The organism is Shinella sp. HZN7 (assembly GCF_001652565.1).
Taxonomy (GTDB): domain Bacteria; phylum Pseudomonadota; class Alphaproteobacteria; order Rhizobiales; family Rhizobiaceae; genus Shinella; species Shinella granuli.
On record NZ_CP015736.1, the window covers coordinates 2,894,119 to 2,916,093 of the forward strand.

At 66.6% G+C, this 21,975-nt stretch carries 24 protein-coding genes; 12 read left to right on the forward strand and 12 right to left on the reverse strand.

The window, feature by feature from the left end:
• The first annotated feature begins 882 nt into the window (after positions 1–882).
• From shn_RS14050 to shn_RS14060, 3 genes are read left to right on the forward strand one after another with little or no spacing between them, the layout of a single operon-like run.
• Positions 883–3,573 (forward strand): ABC transporter transmembrane domain-containing protein, encoded by a 2,691-nt coding sequence (locus tag shn_RS14050; RefSeq protein WP_064332605.1) that lies wholly within the window; start codon positions 883–885, stop codon positions 3,571–3,573.
• 46 nt (positions 3,574–3,619) lie between these two features.
• Positions 3,620–4,087, forward strand: a complete 468-nt coding sequence (locus shn_RS14055; protein ID WP_064330963.1) for a cyclic nucleotide-binding domain-containing protein — start codon at positions 3,620–3,622, stop codon at positions 4,085–4,087.
• 43 nt (positions 4,088–4,130) lie between these two features.
• A complete protein-coding gene (locus shn_RS14060) occupies positions 4,131–5,438 on the forward strand; it encodes an adenylate/guanylate cyclase domain-containing protein (protein WP_084438014.1) in 1,308 nt (435 codons plus the stop codon).
• 256 nt (positions 5,439–5,694) lie between these two features.
• Here shn_RS14060 and shn_RS14065 read toward each other — a convergent pair whose 3' ends face one another.
• The gene (locus shn_RS14065) at positions 5,695–6,573 is read right to left on the reverse strand and encodes a glycosyltransferase family 4 protein (protein ID WP_145925937.1); all 879 of its coding nucleotides are present in this window, start codon (positions 6,571–6,573) and stop codon (positions 5,695–5,697) included.
• A 554-nt stretch (positions 6,574–7,127) separates the two neighbouring features.
• Between shn_RS14065 and shn_RS14070 the strand changes: the two genes are divergently transcribed.
• Entirely contained in the window at positions 7,128–8,144 is a 1,017-nt protein-coding gene (locus shn_RS14070; protein WP_064330966.1) for a LacI family DNA-binding transcriptional regulator, read from the forward strand.
• 2 nt (positions 8,145–8,146) lie between these two features.
• Here shn_RS14070 and shn_RS14075 read toward each other — a convergent pair whose 3' ends face one another.
• The 4 genes from shn_RS14075 to shn_RS14090 all read right to left on the reverse strand — a co-directional run bounded on the left by shn_RS14075 (position 8,147) and on the right by shn_RS14090 (position 11,035).
• On the reverse strand, positions 8,147–9,190 hold the full coding sequence (locus shn_RS14075; RefSeq protein WP_064330967.1) for a Gfo/Idh/MocA family protein: 1,044 nt from the start codon (positions 9,188–9,190) through the stop codon (positions 8,147–8,149).
• A 7-nt stretch (positions 9,191–9,197) separates the two neighbouring features.
• The gene (locus tag shn_RS14080) at positions 9,198–9,983 is read right to left on the reverse strand and encodes a ThuA domain-containing protein (protein WP_064330968.1); all 786 of its coding nucleotides are present in this window, start codon (positions 9,981–9,983) and stop codon (positions 9,198–9,200) included.
• A 108-nt stretch (positions 9,984–10,091) separates the two neighbouring features.
• Positions 10,092–10,433, reverse strand: a complete 342-nt coding sequence (locus tag shn_RS14085) for an SMR family transporter (protein ID WP_064330969.1) — start codon at positions 10,431–10,433, stop codon at positions 10,092–10,094.
• Positions 10,434–10,474: 41 nt separating this feature from the next.
• The gene (locus tag shn_RS14090; protein WP_064330970.1) at positions 10,475–11,035 is read right to left on the reverse strand and encodes a TetR/AcrR family transcriptional regulator; all 561 of its coding nucleotides are present in this window, start codon (positions 11,033–11,035) and stop codon (positions 10,475–10,477) included.
• A gap of 137 nt (positions 11,036–11,172) precedes the next feature.
• Here shn_RS14090 and shn_RS14095 point away from each other — a divergent pair, with 137 nt between their 5' ends.
• On the forward strand, positions 11,173–11,589 hold the full coding sequence (locus shn_RS14095) for a group II truncated hemoglobin (protein WP_064330971.1): 417 nt from the start codon (positions 11,173–11,175) through the stop codon (positions 11,587–11,589).
• Positions 11,590–11,593: 4 nt separating this feature from the next.
• Positions 11,594–11,959 (forward strand): DUF423 domain-containing protein, encoded by a 366-nt coding sequence (locus shn_RS14100; RefSeq protein ID WP_064330972.1) that lies wholly within the window; start codon positions 11,594–11,596, stop codon positions 11,957–11,959.
• A 2-nt stretch (positions 11,960–11,961) separates the two neighbouring features.
• Here shn_RS14100 and shn_RS14105 read toward each other — a convergent pair whose 3' ends face one another.
• The 6 genes from shn_RS14105 to shn_RS14130 all read right to left on the reverse strand — a co-directional run bounded on the left by shn_RS14105 (position 11,962) and on the right by shn_RS14130 (position 15,120).
• Positions 11,962–12,336, reverse strand: a complete 375-nt coding sequence (locus shn_RS14105) for a VOC family protein (protein WP_064330973.1) — start codon at positions 12,334–12,336, stop codon at positions 11,962–11,964.
• On the reverse strand, positions 12,333–12,647 hold the full coding sequence (locus shn_RS14110; protein ID WP_064330974.1) for an antibiotic biosynthesis monooxygenase: 315 nt from the start codon (positions 12,645–12,647) through the stop codon (positions 12,333–12,335). Before shn_RS14110 ends, shn_RS14105 begins: the two co-directional genes overlap by 4 nt.
• Positions 12,648–12,662: 15 nt before the next feature.
• The gene (locus tag shn_RS14115) at positions 12,663–12,932 is read right to left on the reverse strand and encodes a hypothetical protein (RefSeq protein ID WP_064330975.1); all 270 of its coding nucleotides are present in this window, start codon (positions 12,930–12,932) and stop codon (positions 12,663–12,665) included.
• Positions 12,929–13,324: a DUF2325 domain-containing protein gene (locus tag shn_RS14120; RefSeq protein WP_064332606.1), complete on the reverse strand. Its 396-nt coding sequence runs from the start codon at positions 13,322–13,324 to the stop codon at positions 12,929–12,931. The genes shn_RS14115 and shn_RS14120 overlap by 4 nt, the downstream gene beginning before the upstream one ends.
• 407 nt (positions 13,325–13,731) lie before the next feature.
• Positions 13,732–14,628 carry an energy transducer TonB gene (locus shn_RS14125; protein ID WP_064332607.1) on the reverse strand — a complete coding sequence of 299 codons (897 nt, stop codon included), beginning with the start codon at positions 14,626–14,628 and terminating at the stop codon, positions 13,732–13,734.
• A gap of 60 nt (positions 14,629–14,688) precedes the next feature.
• Positions 14,689–15,120: a hypothetical protein gene (locus shn_RS14130; protein WP_064330976.1), complete on the reverse strand. Its 432-nt coding sequence runs from the start codon at positions 15,118–15,120 to the stop codon at positions 14,689–14,691.
• Between the two features lie 231 nt (positions 15,121–15,351).
• On the opposite strand from shn_RS14130, the gene shn_RS14135 reads away from it, so the two are divergent.
• From shn_RS14135 to shn_RS14160, 6 genes are all read left to right on the forward strand, one after another.
• The gene (locus shn_RS14135) at positions 15,352–16,398 is read left to right on the forward strand and encodes a hemin-degrading factor (protein WP_064330977.1); all 1,047 of its coding nucleotides are present in this window, start codon (positions 15,352–15,354) and stop codon (positions 16,396–16,398) included.
• Between the two features lie 74 nt (positions 16,399–16,472).
• Positions 16,473–17,414: a hemin ABC transporter substrate-binding protein gene (locus shn_RS14140; protein ID WP_064330978.1), complete on the forward strand. Its 942-nt coding sequence runs from the start codon at positions 16,473–16,475 to the stop codon at positions 17,412–17,414.
• On the forward strand, positions 17,401–18,522 hold the full coding sequence (locus tag shn_RS14145) for an iron ABC transporter permease (RefSeq protein ID WP_064330979.1): 1,122 nt from the start codon (positions 17,401–17,403) through the stop codon (positions 18,520–18,522). Before shn_RS14140 ends, shn_RS14145 begins: the two co-directional genes overlap by 14 nt.
• Before the next feature lie 7 nt (positions 18,523–18,529).
• Positions 18,530–19,318, forward strand: coding sequence for a heme ABC transporter ATP-binding protein (locus shn_RS14150; RefSeq protein ID WP_064330980.1), 789 nt, complete (start codon positions 18,530–18,532; stop codon positions 19,316–19,318).
• Positions 19,319–19,444: 126 nt separating this feature from the next.
• A complete protein-coding gene (locus shn_RS14155) occupies positions 19,445–19,843 on the forward strand; it encodes a DUF883 family protein (protein WP_064330981.1) in 399 nt (132 codons plus the stop codon).
• A 62-nt stretch (positions 19,844–19,905) separates the two neighbouring features.
• The gene (locus shn_RS14160; protein WP_064330982.1) at positions 19,906–20,337 is read left to right on the forward strand and encodes a hypothetical protein; all 432 of its coding nucleotides are present in this window, start codon (positions 19,906–19,908) and stop codon (positions 20,335–20,337) included.
• A 31-nt stretch (positions 20,338–20,368) separates the two neighbouring features.
• Here the strand turns inward: shn_RS14160 and shn_RS14165 are convergent, their stop codons facing one another.
• On the reverse strand, positions 20,369–21,874 hold the full coding sequence (locus shn_RS14165; protein ID WP_064330983.1) for a sensor histidine kinase: 1,506 nt from the start codon (positions 21,872–21,874) through the stop codon (positions 20,369–20,371).
• Between the last annotated feature and the right edge of the window lie 101 nt (positions 21,875–21,975).

A 21,975-nucleotide genomic window follows, 5' to 3' on the forward strand; every position in this document is an offset into this window, starting at 1 on the left:
GATCGCTCCGCGATGAACCAGTTTTCAACCAGCGGAGCCACGAGCGACTCGATGCTGGGAAGGCGTTCATTTTCGCAGATCGTGAACAAGTCCTCTGAAAGCCCATGGGCACGCCGGCCATGCCTCAGGATGGCTAGGTACGATGAGTTGAAGTCACTCTCTCCAAACCTCAACAGGTCCATCTGCTTCGCCTCTTCCGAAAAATCAATACTACGTATTTCGTGAGCATACAGTCCTTATTCAGCATCAGAATGATCACTAATGGGATAATTTGTCAGAATCGCGTCCTTGTCAACTCTTTTGCGTTGGATCTGGCCAATCGAACGCCGCGCTCATGGTCCAGTATCCGCTCCCAATGGAGCGTTCACTAGGCTTCATAAGCCCGATCACCGAGTCCTGGAGCCTCAGGGGCCACTTTGGATGCTCTTGGAGCGGAGCCTGCGGTCGCAATTTAAGAGCAAATTCCAGTACTTATGCGGGTTCGCAGTTCTGTCCTCTTCGGTGCGCCATATAATTATTGGAATAGTTTATTTATCAAACTTCGCTTGAGCGGCATCTCTCCGCCGTTGCTCGATCTGCGGTCTGGATTTGCCGACAAAGAGCATCTTCCTGACACCATTTGTCAGGGCTGAAGAACAATGAGCTGAACCGGTCCTAATCCGTCGATCTCTTCTGCATCTTCGCGCACGGCGGGACATGTTTCGCCAGCCGCTCCTCCGTCTGGCGCTCGCGCGATTGATTGGACGGGATTTCTGACGAGTGATGTCAGACTGGCCGACTTTTCGGACGGGTTTGCGTTCGATAAGGTGTGTCCGCAATCTTCCCGATCCCGGTCCCGGCTCCCTCCGGAACGCTGCGGCGATCATGACGATGGTGCCGAGCATGGACCAACGACTGCTACGCTACATCTGGACGCATACGCGGCCGCAGCAGTTCTGGCTTCTGGCGGTGGTGTTGGTCTCGATGGTTCCGTATTTCCTGGCCTTCGACCTGCCGCGCCAGATCATCAACGGCCCGATCCAGGGCGGCGGTTTCGAGGTGGAGGGCGCGACGCAGCCCTTCATGCGCATCGTCGTGACGCTTCCCTTCCTCGGTTCCACGGTGCTCTTCCCCGGCATCGACGTCGGCCGCAGTTCCATGCTGTTGGGACTGAGCCTCATCTTCCTCGGGCTGGTGATCGTCAATGGGCTCTTCAAGCTCTACATAAGCACCTACAAGGGACGCCTGGGCGAGAGGCTCCTGCGCCGGATCCGCTACGAGCTGGTCGACCGGTTGCTGCGCTTCCCGCCGGCGAACCTCCGGCGGATGAAGCCGGCCGAGATCGCGTCGATGGTGAAGGACGAGGTCGAGCCGCTCGGCGGTTTCTCGGGCGATGCCTTCGTGCAGCCGGCGCTGCTCGGCGCGCAGGCGCTGGCGGCACTGATCTTCATCCTGGTGCAGAATGTCTGGCTGGGCATGATCGCCGCGGTGATGGCGACGATCCAGATCGGCATCATCCCCCGGATGCGCCAGCGCCTCATCACGCTCGGCCGGCAGCGCCAGCTGACCGCGCGCCAGCTCTCCGGCCGGGTCAGCGAGCTTGCCGAAGGGGTCGGCGCCATCCGGGCCTTCGACACCTCGAACTACGAACGGGCCGACGTCTCCCACCGGCTGGGCCGGATTTTCCAGATCCGGTACGACCTCTACCAGTGGAAGTTCATGGTGAAATTCATCAACAACTTCCTCGCACAGCTCACGCCCTTCTTCTTCTATCTGATCGGCGGCTGGCTGGCGATCCGCGGCTCACTCGACGTCGGCCAGCTGGTCGCGGTCATCGCCGCCTATCGCGACCTGCCGGGACCGCTGAAGGAACTGATCGACTGGGACCAGGCCCGCCAGGACGTGCAGGTGAAATACGAACAGGTCGTCGACCAGTTCCGCTCCGACGCCCTGCTCTCCCCCGAGGCCCAGGCGCTGACGCGCAGCGCCGACCGGCCGGTGCTGCCGCTGGAGATCCGTGATCTGACCATCAACGACGATGCGGGAACGGCGCTGCTGGCGCATGCGACGCTGCACGTCGGCGATGGCGAGACCATCGCGCTGGTCAACGAGAACGGCGTCGATGCCGAAACGGTAACCGCGGCGATCGGACGGATGTTCTGGCCCGATGGCGGCCGGATCATCGCCGGCGGACAGAACCTTCTCGACCTGCCGGATGCGGTGAGCGGCCGGGCCATCACCTATATCGCCGAGGAAAGCTATTTCTTTCAGGGCACGCTGCGCGACAACCTGCTCTACGGGCTGAAACACGCCCCGGGCGAAGGCGACGCGACGGAAGACCGGGCCTGGCAGGTCAAGGAGGCCCGCGCAGCGGGCAATGTCGACTACGACATCCATGCCGACTGGGTGGACTATGGCCTGGTCAACCGGGGCGGCGGCGATCTGATGGACCCGGTCATCGAGGTGCTGACGGCAGTGCAGCTGCGCGGCGACGTGATCCAGTTCGCGCTGCAGTCGCCGCTCGACCCCGCCCGGAAACCGGAGCTCGCCGCCCGGCTGGTGGAGCTTCGCGCGGCCCTGCGCGCACGCCTTGCCGAAGAGGGCAAGAGCGGGCTGGTCCTGCCCTTCGACCCCGATGCCTACAACAGCGAGGCGACGATCCTCGAGAACCTGCTCTTCGGCGTGATCGCCAGCGATGCGGACGCGCGCCGCCTGATCGCCGATACCGCGACGCTGCGCGGCATCGTCGACGACAGCGGCACCGCCGCCATCCTCTTCGATCTGGGGCGCGAAGCGGCGCGCAACATCACCGAGATTTTCGGCGACCTGCCGGCCGATCACGCGCTGTTCAACGACATGCCCTTCACCGCCGAGGACGTGGCGCGCTTGCGCACCACGCTGGCGCGGGTCGGCGAGGCCGGCTTTGCCGAAAGCGCATTCGAGCACCAGCGCGAGCTGATCCAGCTGAGCTTCCACTATGTCGAGCCGCGCTACCGCTTCGAGCTTCTGACGCCCGCGATCATGGCGCAGATCGTCGAGACCCGCCACCGGCTGCGCGAGGAGCTGCCCTCGGTGCCGGAACTGGGGGTCGAACCCTACGATCCCCTGCGCTACACCGGCTCGGCCAGCCTTCTCGACAACATCGTCTTCGGCAAGATCGGCCGAAGCAGCCACGACGCCCAGGCCCAGATTCGCGCGACCGTGACGGCGCTGCTCGAAGAGCACGGGCTGATCCGCGAGATCATCGCGCTCGGGCTCGACTACGATGCGGGGACAGGCGGGCGGCGGCTGTCCTTCCAGCAGCGCCAGAAATTCAATCTGGCCCGCGGTCTGCTGCGCCGGTCGGATCTCTACGTGTTCAACCGGCCATTGTCCGGGGTCGACCGGCGCGGCCAGGCCGCCATCATCGCCAACGTGCTGGACCTGCTGCGCGATGGCGCCGAGCGCCGCAGCATCGTCTGGGCGCTGTCCAGCCCAGGCCTGGCCGCACTGTTTAGACGCGTGGTGGTGTTCGGGGATGGAAAGCTTGCCGACGACGCACCGTTCGCAGCACTCTCCGCGAAATATCCGATGCTGCAGGAGGCCGGGCAATGACCATGCCCGTCGCCATCTGCCCCGCCATCCCGAAGGAGGCTTGCCCATGTCGCTGAATGACGAGGTTCGGGCGCTGCGCGACGTCGCCCTGTTCGCCCGGGTGGAGCCTGCCAAGCTGCGCCAGCTGGCCTTCAGCAGCGAGCGGATACGCTACGGCGCGGGCGAGGCGCTCTTCCACAAGGGCGACGAGGGCGACAGCGCCTATGTCGTGCTGAGCGGGCGGGCCGAAGTCCTCGTCGCCAGCGCGGCCGGCGAGATCAAGGTCGCCGATCTGGGCGTCAGCGCCTTGGTGGGCGAACTGGCGGCCTTCGGCGAGGGGATCCGCACCGCGACGGTGCGTGCCGCCGAGCCGCTGGAGGTGCTGCGGATCGGACGCGGCACGCTGGTGCAGCTATTGCTCGACAATCCGACCATCGCGATCGAGATCATCCGGGAACTGGCGCGGCGGCTCGGCGCGACCACCGCCGACATGATCGAGGCGCGCAGCGCACTGGCGGCGCTGCGCCCGGACTGAGGATCGCCCGCCGCGGGTCCGCCGGCCCGGCAAAGGAGTTTCCATGGCGCCCCTCTCCCGCACCATTGACCCGGCCCCGCGGAAATACCCCGCATCGGTTCGCCTTAAGGCGCGCTCGGCACGCGGGCGCGCTTGCGCACCGGCGATGCAGGATGCCGCCGGGGTCGAGACCTGGCTTCTGGAGGACGCGGGGCGCATCGACAGCCTGATGGCGCTGTTCGAGGCGTTCGTCTGGCAACTGGTGGCCGCAGGCCTGCCGCTCGACCGCGCCAGCCTGCATGTGGGCACGCTGCACCCACAGCTTTATGGTTTTGCCTGGAACTGGAACATTGCCGACGGGCTTTGCGACGAGATCCAGGTCGGCGAGGACGTGTTGCGCGACGAGGCCTTCCTGCGCAGCCCGCTGGCGGAGGTCTTCCGCACCGGCGGACCGCTTCGGCTCGACCCGGCCGATCCGGCGACGGCGGAGCGCTTCACCCTCGTCGACGACCTGCGCGCGCTCGGCATCACGGACTATCTCGCATTGCCGCTCGGCGGCAGCGGCTATCACAACGTGGCCACCATCGCCACGCGGACGGAGGGCGGCTTCTCGCCCGACGCTTATCGTCTGCTGCAACGGTTGCTGCGCCTTCTGGCCCTGCATGTGGAGCGCCACATCGCGCTGTGCATCGCCGCCAATGTCCTCGACACCTATCTCGGCGCCGAGGCAGGACGGCAGGTGTTCGAGGGAACCATCCGGCGCGGCGAAGGACGACGGATCGAGGCGGTGATCTGGATGTCGGACCTGCGCGGCTTCACCGATCTTTCCGACCGGCTGGACGCGAAGGACATGCTGTCGGTCCTGAACGCCTATTTCTCGGCCATGGCCGGGACCGTCGTCGACCATGGCGGCGAGGTGCTGAAGTTCATCGGCGACGGGCTGCTCGCCGTCTTTCCGCTGGACCGTGCCTATCCGGAAGGCAGCGCGGCGCAAGCTGCCGTTGCCGCCGCGCAGGCGGCCGGTGCGGCGGTCGCCGGGATCGATCGGGCGCCGCCGCCGGAGCTGGAGAGCGTCGCGGGCTGGCGTCCGCTCCGCTCGGGCATCGGGCTTCATATCGGCGAGGTGTTCTTCGGCAATATGGGCGCGCCGGAGCGGCTGGACTTCACGGTGATCGGCAAGGCCGTCAATGCGGCCAGCCGGGTGGAGGGGCTGACCAAGCCGCTCGGACGCCCGATCCTCATGACCGCCGCCGTGGCCCGGGCGCTGGACGATCCGCCCGAGAGCCTCGGGTTTCATGTCTTGCGCGGCGTGGCCGAGCCGGTCGAGCTTTTCACGCCGCACGACCGGACCGAGATCGGGCCGGGTAGCTGATCCGCTCGCCCGCAGGGCTGTTCCGCCGGCATGGTCTGCGAGCCGGAGGTCGTTATCCGGCCAGCGCGGTTTCCTGCGCGATTGCTCCTTCAAGCCCCGTCGATCCGTAGAACCAGACCGGACAACCAGATCCCCTGGGCAGGGACGCTTCGCGAAGCATTGTCGACATTGGCTCCGACGCAGGGCACCGGCACCTGAAAGCCGGGCTGGCAACCAGGAACCATCGTCGCCAATGTCGCGCCCGCGGGTCTTACGGCTATGCAGGCGGGCTCGGGCTCGCAAGGCCGAGGGCGCTTCGCAGCGTCGCCTCGCTCTGCCGGGCGAAACGATTGGCGGCAAGGCGGCCGCGGGCTTCGTCGCGCGGTGGCAGCGGACCGGCCAGGCGCTCGGCGATACCGTCCGCTGTCGCCGACACATGCGGGATGTTCTCGACGATGCACAGGCGATGGGCAACGGAACCGTAGCGCACGACGGCCGGGATGCCGAGCTGCGCCGCCCGTCCGAGCACCCCTGAGGCGTGATCGCCAAAAGGCGGGTAGAAGCACCAGATCGCATCGCTCGCGGCATAGGCGCCGAGCAGTTCGGCATCCGACACGCTGCGGTTCACCGCAACGCCGCCCGCCTCGCGGAAAGCCGCCGCATAGGCGTCGACCATCGGCTCTATCCTGCCGCAGGAAATGAACTGGAAACGTGTCCTGAGGGCGGCGACGCGCACATAGCTGTCCGTAAAGAGGTCAAAACCCTTGCGGCGGTTCTGCGTACCGATCGCCGTCAGAACCAGCCGCTCGCCCGGATGCCGCTCGCTGCGCAGCAGTTCCACCGCCTCGCGCTCCTCATCCGTCAGGTCCCAGAGCTGGAAATCGTAGATCCAGCCCTTCGCGATCGCGGAAAAGGCCGGGAACACGCTGAAGGGAAGGATGGTCAAGGTGTGGATGGCGCGAAAACGCTTCAGCCAGCCGAGGACCGCCCGTTTCCAGCGACAGGCGCGGCGGGACGAGACCGATAGCGGCATCGGCCGCAGCAGCAGGCCCACCGTCCGCCGCCCGGTCAGCGCCCGCAGCAGAGCGGCTGCGACATAGAGCAGGAAGGCCTCCTCCACCATCAGGAACAGGACGGGGGCGCGGGAAAAGAGCACATCGCGCAAACCTGCCCGGCGCGCACCGAACAGGCGCTCCAGGACGCGCAGATAACACGGCCGCCGGCCGGCCTCTCCCCTGGAATAGACAAACGGCGCGCCCGCCCGTCCAGCAACCCGCTGCCGCCGCGTCCGCCAGAGCCATCCCCGCGCCGGTGTGCCACGATTGTGAGGCTGCAGATCCAGTCGCGCAGACGAACCCGTTGCAGCCGGCAAGTCCAAGCCCGCCTGCATGACATTCCCCCGAAAACCATCACCAGATGCTGTCCGGGCTGCCCCCGCCCGGGAGGAAAATGCAATAAGGTCAGGCTCATCACCTGACCGCAACTTCACAAAGACCAATTCTCCGGACGCAACCGTGCGCCGGCACAACCTTATCGTTAATTTTTTCACTATAGCGTGCTATTTCAGGAATTCAAGCTGATTTTACAACCGGAGCGGACTGCCGGGCGCGTGGCTTCTTTCGCAAGCGCGACCTGCCGGTTGGCTTGCCGCCCTGGGCCGGACGGTTCATAAATGCCCCCGCAACAAACCGGCCGCGCCAGGGACGCAGGATGAACCTCAAGGAATTTGCGGCCCGCATCGGCCTTTCGCAGACCACCGTCAGCCGGGCGATGAGCGGCTATCCGGAGGTGCGGCCCGAAACGCGGCGGCGCGTGCTGGAAGCGGCGGAAAAGCTCGGCTACCGGCCGAACATCAGCGCGCAGCGGCTGGCGACCGGGCGGGCCGGCGCGATCGGCATCGTCTTCCAGGGCGGCGGGCGCTTCGGGCCGCATTCCAGCGAGTTCATGGGCGGGCTCTCCACCCGATTGCAGGAGGACGGCATCGACATTCTCGTCTCGACTGTCGAGACGGAAGCGGACGAGGCGGCCGCCTATCGCCGGCTTGCCGCCAGCAAGCGGGTGGACGCGGTGATCGTGCACACACCGGCCTGCACGGATGCCCGCATCGCGCTCCTGCAGGCGCTGGAGCTGCCCTTCATCGTGCACGGACGTAGCACGGCGGAAAGGCCCTTCGCCTTTCTCGACATCGACAATTTCGGGGCGATCGAGACGGCGACCGGCTATCTTGCCGATCTCGGCCACCGGCGCATCGCGCTCATCAATGGCGACACGGTCAGCACCTACGCCTCGGACCGCAACAGCGGCTACCGCACGACGCTGGAGGCCCGCGGACTGGCCGTCGACCCGGCCCTCATCGGCCACGGCGAATTTACCGACGAGACCGGCTTCCGGCTGATGCAGGCCTTCCTCGCCCTCCCCGCCCCGCCGACGGCGGTCATCGCCGGTTCGATGATGTCGGCGCTCGGCGCCATGCGGGCGATCCGCATCGCGGGGCTTTCCTTGGGCGAGGACGTCTCGCTTATCGCGCATGACGACGTCTTCCCCTATCTCAGCCCCGACAACCTCGTGCCGTCGGTCACCACGACGCAATCGCCGATCCGCGCGGCGGGCGAGCGGATCGGCGACATGGTCCTGCGGCTGTTGCAGGGCGAGGCGCCCGAGGCCTTGCAGGAGATCTGGCCCGTCGACTTCCGCATTCGCGGATCGACCGGTCCTGCCCCGGCCTGAGATCAGACCGCCAGCTCGCGGCGTTCCTTCTCGGTCTCGATCGCAAGGTCGAGAACCTTCTGCAGCTCGGCCGCATGGCGGAAGCCGGGCTCGACCCGTTCGCCCCTCGCCACGGCGGCGGCGAAGCGCTCGTAGTTCGTCGGCACCGTGCCGGGATCGAGTTCCCGCCAGACCGCCTGCTCGACATCCTCGCCGAGGCAGCCGCGCAGACGGGATCCTTCGGGCGTATGGATGACCTCCAGGGCGCCCCTGTCGCCATGCATGCGCAGGCGCAGCTCATTGAGATGGCCGGTCGCCCAGCGGCTCGCATGGATGACGCCGAGCGCGCCGTTGGAAAAATCGACGGTCATGGTGAAACTGTCATTGGCGTCGAGGTCGTATTCGCCGATGCGGTTGTCCGGCGCCTTGTCGAAGGCCCGCAGCCGCGCGAAGACATGCTCCACCCCGCTCGCCGCGCCATAACTGGCAAAGTCGAGGATGTGGATGCCGACATCGCCGAGCACGCCGTTCGAGCCGTGCCGGGTGGAAAGCCGCCAGAGCCACTGGCTTTCCGTCGCCCAGTTGCCCCAGGCCTTGGAGACGAGCCAGCTTTGCAGGTAGGAGGCCTCGACATGGCGCACATGGCCGAGTTCGCCGGCCAGCACCATCGCGCGCGCCTTCTGCAGGGGCGCCACGTTGCGGTAGGTGAGATTCACCATGGTGACAAGGCCGGAGGCCTCGGCGGCGCGCGCCATCTCATCCGCCTTGGCGTAGTTTTCCGCCAGCGGCTTCTCGCACATGACATGCTTGCCCGCCGCCAGCAGCGCCAGGGTGGTGGGATGATGGGCGCGGTCGGGCGTCACGTTGGTGGCGGCGTCGAAGCCGTTCCAGGCAATGGCGTCCTCCAGCGAGGTGAAGACGTTGGGAATGCCGTGCGTGTCGGCAAAGGCCTTGGCGCGCGAAGGGTCCACGTCGACTGCGCCGACCAGGTCGACGCCGTCGATCGCGGCAAAGTGCTGGGCATGGGTGTTGGCCATGCCACCGGTTCCAAGAACGAGCAGGCGCATGGTTTCCTCAGCGATATCCGGCTTCGCCGGCTTCGTGCAGTTTCGGGCCGCGCTCGACGATCGGCTCCAGCGCCGCTTCGACCGGCACGTTCGGTGCGTCATGGATCGCCGTGTAGGTGCCCTGCGGGTTGAAGGCCCATTTCACGCCATTGGCGAGCACCTTCTGCACGGTGGCATCGTGATAGGTCGGATAGGTCTCGTGACCCGGGCGGAAATAGAAGATGTTGCCGGCGCCGCGGCGCCAGGTCATGCCGGACCGGAAAACCTCGCCGCCGGCGAACCAGGAGATGAACACCGTCTCCAGCGGTTCCGGCACGGAGAACTGCTCGCCGTACATCTCCTCGTTTTCCAGCACGAAGTTCTCGCCGAGGCCCTCGGCGATCGGGTGGCGCGGATTGATGACCCAGAGGCGCTCGCGCTCGCCGGCCTCGCGCCATTTCAGGGCGCAGGGCGTGCCCATCAGCCGCTTGAAGATCTTCGAGAAATGGCCGGAATGGAGGACGAGCAGGCCCATGCCTTCCCAGACCCGCTTCGCCACGCGCTCGACCACCTCGTCGCTGACGGCACCGTGGTCCTTGTGACCCCACCAGACGAGCACGTCCGTCTCGGCAAGCCGCGCCGCGGTGAGGCCGTGCTCGGGCTCCTGCAGCGTCGCGGTGGCGGCGCTGATCGACGGGTCGCGGTTCAGCGCCTCGGCAATCGTGGTGTGCATGCCGTCCGGATAGATCGAGCGCACGATCTCGTTCGTCTGCTCGTGGATGTTCTCACCCCATACGATGGTGCGTATTGCCATGTGCCGTTCCTCTGAAGCCGAGAATTGAAACCGCTTTCAATTCGCCGGAATCGATAGAGACAGACCCGATTCTTGGCAAGCGGGGGCCTTCACGATTCCGATCGCCTTTCAGTGGAATGTCGATTTGGAGAAAAGGTTCAACACAAGCACGCCGGCAATGATGAGACCGAGGCCGACAATGGCGGCGAGATCGAGCTTCTGGCCGAAGACGAAATAGCCGACGGCCGAGATCAGCACGATGCCGAGTCCGCTCCAGATGGCATAGGCGATGCCAACAGGCACATAACGCAGGCTCCAGGACAGGAAGAAGAAGGCGATGGCATAGCAGACCACCATCATGGCCGTCGGCACGGCCCGCGTGAAATGCTGCGCAGCCTGCATGGCCGAGGTGCCCAGCACTTCGAAGACGATGGCGACGACGAGGACGGCGTAGACGGCGGTGAGGTTCATGGCGTTTCTCTGGCGCCCCCGGGCGCAATGTGTAGCGGGGATCAGGAGCGCGTCAGCGCCAGCAGCCGGTCCAGCATGGCGGCGCGGGCCTCGGCATCCATGGTGGGCGAGCCGAGAAGATCGGCAAGCCAGAGTCCATCGACGGCATAGCGCACCAGCATGGCATCGAGCGCGGAATCCGTGCCGACATTTTCCGCAAGGTATCGCTCCACCCATTGTCGCCAGCGCTCGCGCAGATGCGGCTCCGAAATGAGGGCGATGGTCAGCACCTTCCACTTCTCGCCGTCGGCAATCCCCTCCGGCAGGAAGAAGACCGAGATATAGGCACGGGTGAAGCGCCCCTTCGGCTCGGGGTCGTCGCACATCCTGTCGCCGATTGCCCGGTCGAGCTTCTCCGTCAGGTCGGCGAACAGGCCGTCGAGCAGCGACAGCTTGTTCGGAAAATGGTGCAGGAGCCCCCCCTTGCTGACACCCGCCGCCTGCGAGACCGCGTCGAGCGTCACGCTCGCGGGACCCTTCTCCAGCGACAGCTTCGCCGCGACCTCCAGCAATTGCTGGCGGACGGCTTCCGGGTGTTTCTTGCGGTGGTGCGCCTTGCTCATAGCAAAACATACCGTCTGGACGGTTTCTTGTCAATCGGGCCGAGAATCCCCAAAGACCGCGCGCTTCGTCGCAGGCAAGGGGCCGGCATTGCCTGCCGCGGATGCGGGCGCTAAGACCGGAAAAACGGGAAGAACCGATGACGGACACGACCGACAACAGGGAACGCCAAGGCGAGACGATCACCCTCTACGAGGCGATCGGCGGCGATGCGGCCGTCAGGGCGCTGACGCACCGCTTCTACGTGCTGATGGACACATTGCCGGAAGCCGCGCGCTGCCGCGCGATCCATCCGCCGGATCTTTCCGGCAGCGAGGAAAAGCTCTACGAGTACCTGACGGGCTGGCTCGGCGGGCCGCCGCTCTATACGGAAAAGCGCGGCCACCCCATGCTGCGCCGCCGCCATTTCGTCGCGCCGATCGGCCCGGCCGAGCGCGACGAATGGCTGCTCTGTTTCATCCGCGCGCTGGAGGAGACCGTGCCGAGCGAGGGGCTGCGCACCGTCATCCTGGAGCCCGTCACGCGGCTCGCCCACCACATGCAGAACCAGGAATAGTCCGATGTCGTTTTCGCTTCGCTCCGCGAGCCTTCTCGTTGCCGGCCTGATGGGGCTGACGGGTGTCGTCACCGCCGCCGCGGCCTCGCATGGCAGCGATCCGCGCCTGATGGCCGGCGCCTCCGCCATGTGCCTTGCCCATGCGCCTGCGCTGGTGGCGCTTCATGCCGCCTGGCCGGGCCTGCGCACGGCGGGGCTCGCATCCCTGCTGCTTGCCCTCGGCACCGCGCTCTTTGCCGGCGATCTCGTGCTGCGCCATTTCGCCGGGCACGGGCTCTTCCCGATGTCGGCCCCGACGGGCGGCGTCACCATGATGGCGGGGTGGCTGGCGGTGGCGCTCGGCGCCTTCCTGCCGCGCAGGGAACGCTGAGGTCAGCGCTTCGGAATGCGGCCGAAGCGGAGAAGATTGCCGTGCGGATCGTGGACATAGAACTCTTCCATGTCCCATGGCTGCACTTCCATCGGCGACAGTGTCGGCACGCCCCGGTCGCTGAACTCGCGGTGGAGGTCACCGATGCCGCCGCCACGCAGATAGACGGAGGTGCGCTCGCAGAGCGTCCGGTCGTCGGTCCGCCGGAAATGCAGTTCCATGCCGGGGCAGCGGCGGATGATGAGGTAATCATCCGCCCGGTACACGACCTCGCCGAAGCCCAGCAGCGTCGTGTAGAAATCCTGCGTCTCGTCGATATCGAGCGACGGCAGGACCGGCAGCACCTCGATGCGGTCGGGGTCGTCAGCCGCGCTCATGCGCCTTCGACGACGCTGAAGCCCTCGAATTTCGGCGGGCCGAGATAGATGCCCTTGTCGGCGGCGGCGTTCTTGTGCGCCTGCCGGAAGTTCTCCGACTTGGTCCAGGCGATGAAATCGTCCCTGCTCGCCCAGATCGAATGGGAGGCGAACAGGGTGAAGCCCTCCTCCGCATTGGTGTCGCCCCTGAGGAGATGGAAGGACTGGAAGCCCGGCATCTCGTTGAGGCTGGAATCCCGCCCCTTCCAGATGGCCTCGAAGGCCTCTTCGTGGCCGATGGCGATCTTGAAGCGGTTCATGGCGAAGAACATGGAAGACCTATCCTGTCAGAGCGAATCCCGCCGCAGGCGACGCGGCTGCGGGAAGGCTACGACATTGTCGTTGCGCGCTTCAAGGGCAGGCGCGCCCTCGAAGCTTGCAGCGCGCGCCGGCGGGCGGGCGCTTGCCAACGGGAATTCCGTGACATTCTCGCTTTCCAGCATGTCCGCACGGCGCGTCAGCAGGGCATAGAGTTCCGGCACGAGGCCGTCGCCGTTCTGGGCGGCCAGCTTGTGCAGGCCGATCATCATGAAGGCTTCGGGTCTTTCGTCATTCACTGGGTGGTGTCTCCCTGGCTCATGCTCTGCAGGGCCCGCTCGAAGGAGGACTTGCTGCCGTTGCGCAGCGGCACGAAGGCCTTTTCCCACTTCTTGCAGCCCGTCTTCACGCGGATGCAGGCATCATGGCTGATACAGTCGATGGGGCAGAAGACGCAGTCGACCGAGGGCAGGACGTTGTCGATGCGCGAGACCGCCTCGCGCAGGCCGCCATCGTGATGGATGAGGTTGGCGCCGTAGGAGCTGGCGATCTGGCGCAAATGCGCCACCTGGCAATCCCGGCCGCCGACATAGAGGAAGCTGCGCCCTTCGAGCCCCGCCTTGCCATCCGCCTTGTCGGCCGCGTCCGTCTGCTGGCGGGCCTGCTGCTGCTGCCTGTGCTTCTCGCGCATCGCCTTCCTCTCCGCTTCGCCCGTCCGGCGCTTGACCTTGGTGACTTCCACGCTGCGGGGCGCCTGCGGCGCCCGTACCTCGACCCGCGGGGCCGCCGGCGGCACGGCTGCTGCCGTGACCGTCTCCTGCGGTGCCGCGATCTGCCTCCTGAGTGCGGCGACCTGGCGCTCCAGGTCCGCAATACGCCGGTCGCGTTCGGCGATCATCGATTTCAAGACCGCTTCCGCGCGGCCTGCAGTCACGTAGTTCATGCACGCTTCCCCTTTGGCACTCCGCATGGGCGGAGCCTCAGTTCGGAGGCAACCTACAAAACATGAGTTTCAGAGTAAAGTATAAACATGACTAGGAAAGTCATATTTTTCCGCAAAAAATTCCCGCCGGGCGATGCGCGGCGGGAAAACGCGTCTCAGTTGAAGACGATCGGCACGTTGAAGGCCCAGGACGATTTGCCGGCGGCCTCCGGGATCTTGGCGAAGGGCGCGGCGCGCTGCACCGAATCGACCGCCGCCTTGTCGAGCGCGGCGACGCCCGAACTGCGTGCGACGCGAATGCCGCTCGCCGCCCCGCTGGCGCTGACGGTGAAGCTCACCACCACGCTGCCGCGGTCGCCGCCCGAGACGCGCCGCTTGGCGCGGTTGATCTTGTTGCGCACCTTGCCCGGATAGTTGGTGACGGCAGCATTGCCGGCTGCCGACGAATTGCCCTTCTTCTGGCCGCCGACCGCCGCGGTCTTCACGTCCGCCGAGCCGTCGACCTCGCCGCGTGTCGCGTTCTGCTTGGCCTTGCCCTTCTCGCCAGCCTTGCGGATCGGCTTTTCCTGCGGCTTCTTGCGCTCGACCTTCTTGACCGGCTCTTCCTTCTTCACCTCCGGAACCGGCTTGATCTCTTCATCCGGCTGGATTTCCGGCTTGATTTCGGGCACCGGAATCGCGGCGATCTCCACCTCCGCGGAAGGCACGACGAGTTCTGCGACCGGTTCGGAGACGATCGGGTCCGTCGGCGTCATCACCTCTGTCACTTCGGGCTCGATTTCGGTCGGCTGGATTTCCGCCACGTCCTGCGGCACCGGCTCGGTGACATCGGGCTGGATCGTCTCGGGCGTGATCGTGTCTTCGGGATTGCCGGATTCCACAGCCTCGAAGGCGCCGTTGCCGAGCATCGCCACTTCCGCGACGACGCCGCCGGCGATCAGCGCCTGCTCCTCCTCCGGCGCCGGCGCCATGGTGAGGATCGCGGCCGCGGTGGCATGCGCCAGCAGGGAAAGGGTGCCCGCGCCGAGCCAGAGCCACTTGCTTCCAGACATGATATCACCCGTCATTCCGTTTCATGCATCGCGGCGCCTCATGTGCCGCGTATCCGATGCTCAGCCTTCCAGGCCCGCCGTTGCCTTGCTGCGCGTCACGATGCCGTCCATGCAGCGGCCCTTCTCGATGCGCTCGCCTTCGCAGACCGGCGCATCGTTGATCAGAAGGTTCTTCACCGTCTCGCACTTGATGCCCGGCACGTCGAACTGGCGCACCTTGGACTTGCCCGCCGGCAGGTCGCGGAAATCGAGCAGGGCCAGGCGTTCGACCGTGCCCTTGTCGTTGAAGATGACGAATTCGAAGGAGACCTTCGAGACGTCCTGCGCAAAACCGTTGGCGGCGACGAAGGTGAAGAGGCAGCCCTTCTGCGAGCCGGCAAGCGCATTCAGCTCCACGTCCAGCCCCTTGGGCGCTGCGGCCTCTTGGGCTGCGGCACCGGTCAGGGCGGCAGCAGAAAGCATCACGGAAAGAAGAAGGGTGCGTACGGTCATGGGCTCGCCTGTCTCGATGTCGGTTCGCTGCGGCCGAGCGACGGCCGCGGTCAGTCTAGCCGGTGAGCGCCAGAATTAACATGACTTTACCGCACCGGTATTGCGTGCATAGATAAATATGAGTAATGAAGTCAAGATAGTAAACGCAAAATCCGCGTCAAACCCCTGTTCCGCCAACAAAATTTACCGGGACGGGACCGGACGACCGGAAACTCGATCAAGGCCGAGCCCATGACCAACACGACCCGCCCGACCCCCGCCGAAATCCGCGCCTTCCGCGCCGAGAACCCGAAGATGCGCGAGCGCGACATCGCCGCGCAGCTCGGCATTTCGGAAGCCGCGCTCGTCGCGGCCGAGGTGGGGCTGACGGCGGTGCGCATCGACGGCGACGCCAACCGCTTCCTCGAGCGTTCGGAAGCGCTCGGCGAGGTCATGGCGCTGACCCGCAACGAGAGCGTGGTGCACGAGAAGATCGGCGTCTTCGAGAAGATCAATACCGGCAAGCATGCCTCGATCGTGCTCGGCGAGAACATCGACCTGCGCATCTTCCCCGGCACCTGGGCCCACGGCTTTGCCGTGACCAAGACGGACGGAGAGCAGGTGCGCCGCAGCCTGCAGTTCTTCGACAAGGCCGGTGTCGCCGTGCACAAGGTGCACCTGCGCCCCGCCTCCAATCTCGAAGCCTACGAGGCCATCGTCGCCGACTTCCGCCTGGAAGACCAGTCGCAGGACTTCGTCGAGGTCGTGTCGGAGAAGGTCGAGGAAACCGGTCCGGTGGACGTCGCGGCGCTGCGCGAGAACTGGGCGGCGATGACCGATACCCACCAGTTCTTCGGCATGCTGAAGAAGCTGAAGATCGGCCGCCAGGACGCCGTGCGCAGCGTCGGCGAGGATTTCGCCCGGCAGGTCGCCGCCGATGCCGTCGGCCACCTGATGCACGCGGCCGCCGAGCGCGACGCCGACATCATGTGCTTCGTCGGCAACCATGGCACGATCCAGATCCACACCGGCCCGGTCAAGAACATCCAGCCGATGGGACCCTGGCTCAACGTCATGGACCCGACCTTCCACATGCACCTGCGCATGGACCACATTGCCGAGTGCTGGGTGGTGCGCAAGCCGACCGTCGACGGCCATGTCACCTCGCTGGAAGCCTATGACGCCAGCGGCGAGATGATCATCCAGTTCTTCGGCAAGCGCAAGGAAGGCATGACGGAGCGCGCCGACTGGCGCGAGATCCTCGACGGCCTGCCGCGCCCCGACAGCGCCGCGGCCTGAGGCCGCCGCAGAGACAGACGAATGGCGCGTTTCCGCATTGGGAAGGCGCCGGTTATCCGCGAAGGACCACGATCATGAGCAAGAGCTTCGATTTCCGCCGCGCCCGTCCGTGGGAAGTGGCCCTCACCGTATTCGCCCTCTCCGCCCCCCTGCTCCTGCCGTTCGCGGCGCCGGGCCAGAGCGGCTTCATCCGCAAGGCCGTCGCCCAGGAGATGCAGCAGGTCGACAGCTCCAAGCTGGTGGCGATCGGCGGTGCGGTGACGGAGATCGTCTACGCGCTCGGCGAAGGCGACCGCCTCGTCGCCCGCGACTCGACCAGCACCTTCCCCGAGGACGCGCTGAAGCTTCCCGATGTCGGCTATATGCGCCAGCTCTCGCCGGAAGGCGTCATCGCCGTCAACCCGACGGCGATCCTCGCCGTCGAAGGCAGCGGCCCGCCGGATGCGCTCGCCGTGCTGAAGAGCGCCGGCATTCCCTTCGAGATCGTGCCGGAAGGCTATGACCGCGCGGCAATCCTCAAGAAGATCGACGTCGTCGGAAAGTTCCTCGGCGTGACGGACAAGGCGAAGGAACTGGAGACGACGGTCGCCGCCGACCTCGACGCGGCCATTGCCGATGCCGCCAAGCGGCCGGAAAGCGAGCGCAAGCGCGTGCTGTTCATCCTCAGCTTCCAGAACGGCAGGGTCATGGCGGCCGGCAGCCACACGGCAGCCGACGGCATCATCGGCCTTGCCGGCGCGATCAACGCGACGGAAGGCACTTTCGAGGGCTACAAGCCGCTCACCGACGAAGCGATCATCAAGGCCAGGCCCGATGTCGTCATGGTCATGACGCGTCCCGGCGCCGGCAGCAGCGACGAGGAAATCCTCGCCCATCCGGCGATCTCGGTGACGCCGGCCGCCGCCAGCAAGGCGGTCCTCCGCATGAACAGCCTGCACCTGCTCGGCTTCGGCCCGCGCACCGCCTCGGCCATCCGCGACCTCAACAAAGAACTCTATGGCAATGTCTCTCAATGATGCCGTGCGCGGCGACGGTGCACGCGGTTCCTTCCTGATGCGCTCCGTCCGCGCCCGGGCGGCCGGCGACCGGACGGCGATCGCGCGCCTGACGCTCGCCGCCCTCGTCGTCGTCTCGGCCGTCGCGCTCGCCCTGTCGATCGCCACCGGCGCCTCGGATGCCTCCGCCCTCAACGTCATCGGCGCGCTCTTCAGCGGCGCCGAGGACACGGCGCTCAGCATGCGCGACCGCATCATCGTCTTCGACATCCGCATGCCCCGCGCCCTGCTCGGCTTCCTCATCGGCGCGGCGCTCGCCATGTCCGGCGCGGTCATGCAGGGCCTCTTCCGCAACCCGCTCGCCGATCCCGCCCTCGTCGGCATCTCCTCCGGCTCGGCGCTCGGCGCGGTGCTGATGATCGTGCTCGGCGCCAGCCTGCCGGCGGGCGTGATGATCGCGCTCGGCGCCTTCGCCCTGCCGCTCGCCGCCTTCGCCGGCGGTCTGCTGACCACGCTGCTGCTCTACCGCATCGCCACGCGCGGCGGGCAGACCTCCGTCGCCACCATGCTGCTCGCCGGCATCGCGATCTCCGCGCTCGCCGCCGCCATCACCGGCATCCTCATCTACATGGCCGACGACAAGCAGTTGCGCGACATCACCTTCTGGAGCCTCGGCTCGCTTTCCGGCATGACCTGGGCGAAGCTCCTTGCCGCCGGGCCGATCATCCTGCTCGCGCTTCTCGTCGTGCCGTTCCTGTCGCGCGGGCTCAATGCGATCACCCTCGGCGAGGCGGCGGCGTTCCACATGGGCGTCAAGGTGCAGCGGCTGAAATACATCGCCGTCGTCTCCGTCGCCGGCGCGGTCGGCGCCTCGGTCGCCGTCAGCGGCGGCATCGGTTTCGTCGGCATCGTCGTGCCGCATCTCCTGCGCATCGTCATCGGGCCGGACCACCGCTACCTGCTGCCGGCCTCCGCCCTCTTCGGCGGCGTGCTGATGCTCGGCGCGGACATGCTGGCCCGCACCATCGTCGCGCCCGCCGAGCTGCCGATCGGCATCATCACGGCGCTGGCCGGCGCCCCGTTCTTCCTCTGGGTGCTGCTGCGCGACCGCACGCGCAACGGCTGGTGAGAGACCCATGATCACCGCAAGAAACCTCACAGTCAGCCTGTCGGGCAAGACCATCGTGCACGGTGTGTCGCTGGAGGCCAGGGCCGGCGAGCTGACCGCCATCGTCGGCCCGAACGGCTCCGGCAAGACGACCATGATGAAGGCGATCGCCGGTGAACTGCCGAGCAAGGGCGAGATCGCCATCAACGGCCACGCGCTCGCCGCGCTGGAACCCTGGCAGCTCGCCGTCAAGCGCGCGGTGCTGCCGCAGGCCGCCACCATCGCCTTCCCCTTCACCGTGCGCGAGATCGTCCGCCTCGGCCTCACCGTCGGCCCGAACCGCCATGCCGAGCGCATCGACGCGATCACCGCGGAGGCGCTCGCCGCCGTCGATCTCGCGGGCTTTGCCGGCCGCTTCTACCAGGAGCTTTCCGGCGGCGAGCAGCAGCGCGTGCAGCTCGCCCGCGTGCTCTCGCAGATCTGGGAACCGGTGCTCGACGGCGAGCCCTGCTTCCTGATGCTCGACGAGCCGGTCTCCGCCCTCGACATCCGCCACCAGTTGACGATCATGACCCTCGCCCGGCGCTATTGCGCCGGCGGCGGCGGCGTGATCGCGGTCATGCACGACCTCAACCTCACCGCCATGTTCGCCGACCACATGGTGATGATGAAGAGCGGCCGCATCGAGCACGCCGGCCCGCCCGCCAAGGTGATGACCGACGATGCGATGGAGGCGGTGTTCGGCTGCCGCATGCGCATCAACGGCGTGCCCGCCACCGGCGTGCCCTTCGTGCTGCCGCACACCGCTTCGGCCTGATTTTCCAGCGCCTTACGGAACCTTTTGCCCCCATCGCCGTTGTTTGCCCCGGAAGACCGTTCCGCCAAGGGGGTGGAGCGCTGTTCGGCCCGCACATCTGCGGGCGACCGCAAAAGGAGAAACGGCATGGCCAACGGACTGTTTTCATCGCGCAGCAAGAGCCTTCGCAGCGGGCTTCAAGAGGAAGCCCAGGCGGTCGAGGAGCAGATCGCGGACCTGCGCGCGGAGATCGCCTCCCTCGCCAAGCTGCTCGCCGACGACGCATCGAGCGGGGCCAGCGGCATCCGCAAGAAGGCCCGCGCCGCAAAGGCGCAGGCGAGCGAGGCCGCACACGGCCTGAAGGACCGCGCGGAAGGCGACATCCGCGACATGATCGCTGCCGGCGAGGACATCCTTGCCGAGTTCCAGGAGCGCTATCGCCATTCCGGCCGCCGCGCCCGCAAGGCGGTGAAGGAGCATCCGCTCGCAACGCTCGGCGTAGCGGCTGCCGCAGGCTTCCTGCTCGCCGCCCTCCTGCGGCGCTGATCCCTTCCTTCCCCATCCCGGGACGCCGGCCGGCGTCCCTTCCTATGCGGAGCGTTAAAGGCATGCTTTCACTGGGGGCCATTCTCCTGCAAAACCTCGTCACCCGCGTCACCGACCGGGTGGACGAGACCATGGACGTCGCCAAGCGCAATGCGATCGCCGGCGCTGCGATCGGCCTCCTGCTGGTCACCGCCTACGGCCTTGGCGTCGTCGCCACCGCCGTGCTGCTGTCGCAGCACTACGGCACCGTGCCGGCGCTCTTCGGCCTTGCCGGCGGTTTCCTGCTGCTTGCCCTCATCGTGCTGGCCGTCGTCGCCATGCGCAACAAGCGGGAGCGCGAACTGCGCCGCATCCGCCGCCAGCAACTGGCCGCACGCCGCGACCTGATGGCGGCGGCCGCCACCGTCGCCATGAAGAAGCCCTTCGCCGCGACCGCCGTCGCGCTCGCGCTCGGCTTCCTGCTCGCGCCGAAATCCCGCCGCGGCGACGACTGATCTTCCCGATCTTCGCGAAAAGGCATGCCGCTCAGAGCGGCATGCGGATGACCGCCGTCACGCCCTTGGGCAGGTATTCGACATGCACGTTGCTGCCGAGGACCTTGTCGAGGCTGCGCTCGATCAGCACCGAGCCGAAACCGCGCCGGCCGTCCTGCCTGACCGGCGGTCCGCCGACCTCGTGCCAGGTCATGTTGAGCACGCGCTGCTCGTCTTCCTTCACCACGCGGGCGGCGATCACCACCTTGCCCGAGCGCACCGACAGCGCGCCATATTTGCGGGCATTGGTGGCCAGCTCGTGCAGGACGAGGCCGAGGCCGACCGCCTGGTCCGGCCCCAGCTCCACCTCGTCCTTGTGGATCTCGATCTGGCTGTCGAAGTCGATCGCATAGGGCATGATCTGCTTCTGCAGCAGCATCTTCAGGTGGATGACGCCCCATTCGTGATCACTGAGCAGGCTATGCGCCTCGGAGAGCGATTGCAGCCGGCCGGCGAAGGCATCCATGAACTCGACCGGATCGCTGGTCTGGCGAAGGGTCTGGCGGGCGAGCGACTGCAGCATGGCCAGCGTGTTCTTGACCCGGTGGTTGAGCTCGCGCAGCAGAAGCCGAGTGCGTTCGGAGGCAAGCTGCCCGTCCGTGACGTCGACATTGATGCCGAGGAAGATCGTCGGCCTCCCGTCCGCATCCCATTCGTGCACGCGCCCGCGCCCGAGCAGCCAGCGGCCGGATTTCGCGGCCCGGAAAAGGCCGTCATATTCCTTGCCGGAAGCGAGCGCATCGCGCAGGCGGCCGATGGTGGCCTTGCGGTCGGCCGGATGCACCGCGGCGAAGAACCTGCGCGCCCGCATGGGCCTGGCCGGCTTGACGCCGAGCATGCGATAGAAGGTCTCGTTGCCGGAGACCATACCCGTCGACAGGTCCCACAGCCAGCTTGCGACATTGGCCGCATCGAGCGCGAGGGCATGGCGCTTCTCGTCACGCGAAAGCGCCTCGGCGGCCAACAGGCGCCGCCGGGCCTCGTCCTTCAGCTTGATGAGCGAGGCGGCAAGCGAGGCAAGCTGTCTCAGCCGCGGCAGAAGGTCCAGGGCGACACGCGCGTGCGGCTCGACATCGAAGACGCAGACCGTGCCGATCGGCTGGCCCTCCACGATGATCGGCGCGCCTGCATAAAAGCGCAGGTGCGGTGCGCCGGTAACGCTCGGCAGGCAGGCAAAACGTTCATCCTCACGGGCATCGGCGACGATGAGCGGCTCGTCCGCGCTTTCGGCGATCATGCGCGCGCAGAAGGAGGCATCCGACGGCGCGCGGATATCCGGCGTACCCTCGCGCGCAAGGAACCACTGGTCGGTGCGTCCGAGAATGGTGACGAGGGAAATCGGCGTGGAGAAGACCCCCGCCGCAAGACCGGCAATATCGTCGAAATCGGAATCCGGGCCGAGGAAGACCGGCATCGCGGCGTCGAGCGCCGCCAGACGGTCTGGCGCCTCCAGAACCGCTATGACATCGGACGATACTGTCAGAACATTGTCCTTCATACGTCTCAGGTATGCGATTCCGCGTCCGGTTTCACCCTCGGCTTTCGCCTGCGACGCGCTTCGCCCCTTTCCCCCTCAGCTATCGTCGCCCGCGTGGTCGC

Coding starts and splice junctions, on each gene's coding strand:
- shn_RS14050 (WP_064332605.1), top strand. CDS start 883: ATGGACCAACGACTGCTACGCTACATCTGGACGCATACGCGGCCGCAG.
- shn_RS14055 (WP_064330963.1), top strand. CDS start 3,620: ATGTCGCTGAATGACGAGGTTCGGGCGCTGCGCGACGTCGCCCTGTTC.
- shn_RS14060 (WP_084438014.1), top strand. CDS start 4,131: ATGGCGCCCCTCTCCCGCACCATTGACCCGGCCCCGCGGAAATACCCC.
- shn_RS14070 (WP_064330966.1), top strand. CDS start 7,128: ATGAACCTCAAGGAATTTGCGGCCCGCATCGGCCTTTCGCAGACCACC.
- shn_RS14075 (WP_064330967.1), bottom strand. CDS start 9,190: ATGCGCCTGCTCGTTCTTGGAACCGGTGGCATGGCCAACACCCATGCC.
- shn_RS14080 (WP_064330968.1), bottom strand. CDS start 9,983: ATGGCAATACGCACCATCGTATGGGGTGAGAACATCCACGAGCAGACG.
- shn_RS14085 (WP_064330969.1), bottom strand. CDS start 10,433: ATGAACCTCACCGCCGTCTACGCCGTCCTCGTCGTCGCCATCGTCTTC.
- shn_RS14090 (WP_064330970.1), bottom strand. CDS start 11,035: ATGAGCAAGGCGCACCACCGCAAGAAACACCCGGAAGCCGTCCGCCAG.
- shn_RS14095 (WP_064330971.1), top strand. CDS start 11,173: ATGACGGACACGACCGACAACAGGGAACGCCAAGGCGAGACGATCACC.
- shn_RS14100 (WP_064330972.1), top strand. CDS start 11,594: ATGTCGTTTTCGCTTCGCTCCGCGAGCCTTCTCGTTGCCGGCCTGATG.
- shn_RS14105 (WP_064330973.1), bottom strand. CDS start 12,336: ATGAGCGCGGCTGACGACCCCGACCGCATCGAGGTGCTGCCGGTCCTG.
- shn_RS14110 (WP_064330974.1), bottom strand. CDS start 12,647: ATGTTCTTCGCCATGAACCGCTTCAAGATCGCCATCGGCCACGAAGAG.
- shn_RS14120 (WP_064332606.1), bottom strand. CDS start 13,324: ATGCGCGAGAAGCACAGGCAGCAGCAGCAGGCCCGCCAGCAGACGGAC.
- shn_RS14125 (WP_064332607.1), bottom strand. CDS start 14,628: ATGTCTGGAAGCAAGTGGCTCTGGCTCGGCGCGGGCACCCTTTCCCTG.
- shn_RS14130 (WP_064330976.1), bottom strand. CDS start 15,120: ATGACCGTACGCACCCTTCTTCTTTCCGTGATGCTTTCTGCTGCCGCC.
- shn_RS14135 (WP_064330977.1), top strand. CDS start 15,352: ATGACCAACACGACCCGCCCGACCCCCGCCGAAATCCGCGCCTTCCGC.
- shn_RS14140 (WP_064330978.1), top strand. CDS start 16,473: ATGAGCAAGAGCTTCGATTTCCGCCGCGCCCGTCCGTGGGAAGTGGCC.
- shn_RS14145 (WP_064330979.1), top strand. CDS start 17,401: ATGTCTCTCAATGATGCCGTGCGCGGCGACGGTGCACGCGGTTCCTTC.
- shn_RS14150 (WP_064330980.1), top strand. CDS start 18,530: ATGATCACCGCAAGAAACCTCACAGTCAGCCTGTCGGGCAAGACCATC.
- shn_RS14155 (WP_064330981.1), top strand. CDS start 19,445: ATGGCCAACGGACTGTTTTCATCGCGCAGCAAGAGCCTTCGCAGCGGG.
- shn_RS14160 (WP_064330982.1), top strand. CDS start 19,906: ATGCTTTCACTGGGGGCCATTCTCCTGCAAAACCTCGTCACCCGCGTC.
- shn_RS14165 (WP_064330983.1), bottom strand. CDS start 21,874: ATGAAGGACAATGTTCTGACAGTATCGTCCGATGTCATAGCGGTTCTG.